A 1,611-nucleotide genomic window follows, 5' to 3' on the forward strand; every position below is an offset into this window, starting at 1 on the left:
ACCCCCCGCCGGGCCCACCTGTCCCCGCCGCTCTCGCCTCGGTGATCACGAGGTTGGCGTCACTTCGATCTCTGAAACATGACGCAAACCTCTTGATCACCGAGTCAGAGGCGGGGTGGGGGTGGAGAGGGGCGGGAAGAGGAGGGGTGGGGGAGGGGGTGGTTAGAGGCCGGAGAGGCGTTGGCCGGCGCGGACGACGGCCATGGCGTGTCGTTCGCCGGGGCGGCGGCCGAGGCGTTCGATCGGGCCGGAGATGCTGATCGAGGCGATCACCCGGCCGGTGCGGTCCCGGATCGGCGCGGAGACGCTCGCCACACCGGCCTCCCGTTCGGCGACGCTCTGCGCCCAGCCCCGGCGGCGTACCTCGGCGAGGGTGCGGCCGGTGAACTTGGACCGGGGCAGCAGCGGCATGACCGCCTCGGGCGGCTCCCAGGCGAGCAGGATCTGCGCCGCGGAGCCGGCCGTCATGGGCAGCACCGAGCCGACCGGCACGGTGTCCCGCAGGCCGCTGGCCCGCTCGGCGGCGGCCACACAGACCCGTTCGTCGGCCCGGCGCAGGTAGAGTTGGGCGCTCTCCCCGGTGGCGTCGCGCAGCGCGGCGAGCAGCGGCTCGGCGGCGGTCAGCAGGACGTCCGGGGCGGCGTTGGCCAGCTCGCCGAGCCGGGGCCCGGGACGCCATCGCCCCTGGGTGTCCCGGACCAGCATCCGGTGGATCTCCAGGGCCTGGGCCAGCCGGTGTGCGGTGGCTCGGGGCAGCTTGGTGCGTTCAACGAGTTCGGCCAGGCTGGCGCCGTCGACACAGGCGGCCAGGATGACCACCGCCTTGTCGAGGACGCCGACACCGCTCATACTGTGTCCCACAAGCCGAAATTTACCTCCCAGAATTTAGGATGTCCAGATGGTGGGAGTCACTCAACCGAGGACCCTGGCCGAGAAGGTCTGGGACGCGCACGTCGTACGGACCGCCGAGGGTGAGCCGGACCTGCTCTACATCGACCTGCACCTGCTGCACGAGGTGACCAGCCCGCAGGCGTTCGACGGGCTGCGCCAGGCCGGCCGGCGGGTCCGCCGCCCCGATCTCACGCTCGCGACCGAGGATCACAACACCCCGACCGGGTACGACGACCCCGCGTTCCGGCTGCGCCGGGGCGACCTGCTGACGATCGCGGACCCGACCTCGCGTACCCAGATCGAGACGTTGCGCCGCAACTGCGCCGAGTTCGGCCTGCGGCTGCACCCCCTGGGCGACGAGAACCAGGGCATCGTGCACGTGATCGGCCCCCAGCTGGGCGTCACCCAGCCGGGGATGACGATCGTCTGTGGCGACTCCCACACCGCGACCCACGGCGCGTTCGGCGCGTTGGCCTTCGGCATCGGCACCAGTGAGGTCGAACACGTCCTGGCCACCCAGACGCTGCCGCTGGCCCGCCCGAAGACCATGGCCATCACGGTCGAGGGCGAACTGCCCGACGAGGTCACCGCGAAGGACCTGATCCTGGCGATCATCGCCCGGATCGGCACCGGCGGCGGCCAGGGCTACATCCTCGAATACCGCGGCTCCGCCATCGAGAAGCTCTCGATGGAGGCCCGGATGACCATCTGCAACATGTC

2 protein-coding genes are annotated in these 1,611 nt (G+C 71.3%); one reads left to right on the plus strand and one right to left on the minus strand.

Features of this window, described 5'->3' with window-relative positions; genetic code table 11:
- Positions 1-162 precede the first annotated feature (162 nt).
- On the minus strand, positions 163-849 hold the full coding sequence (locus ACOJTC_RS26565) for an IclR family transcriptional regulator (protein WP_088646078.1): 687 nt from the start codon (positions 847-849) through the stop codon (positions 163-165).
- A gap of 49 nt (positions 850-898) precedes the next feature.
- Here ACOJTC_RS26565 and ACOJTC_RS26570 point away from each other — a divergent pair.
- Positions 899-1,611: aconitase family protein (locus ACOJTC_RS26570; RefSeq protein WP_420118932.1), on the plus strand; the 713-nt coding region annotated here is incomplete at its 3' end.

Origin of the sequence: Micromonospora sp., from assembly GCF_048594385.1 — a bacterium.
GTDB lineage: Bacteria > Actinomycetota > Actinomycetes > Mycobacteriales > Micromonosporaceae > Micromonospora > Micromonospora wenchangensis.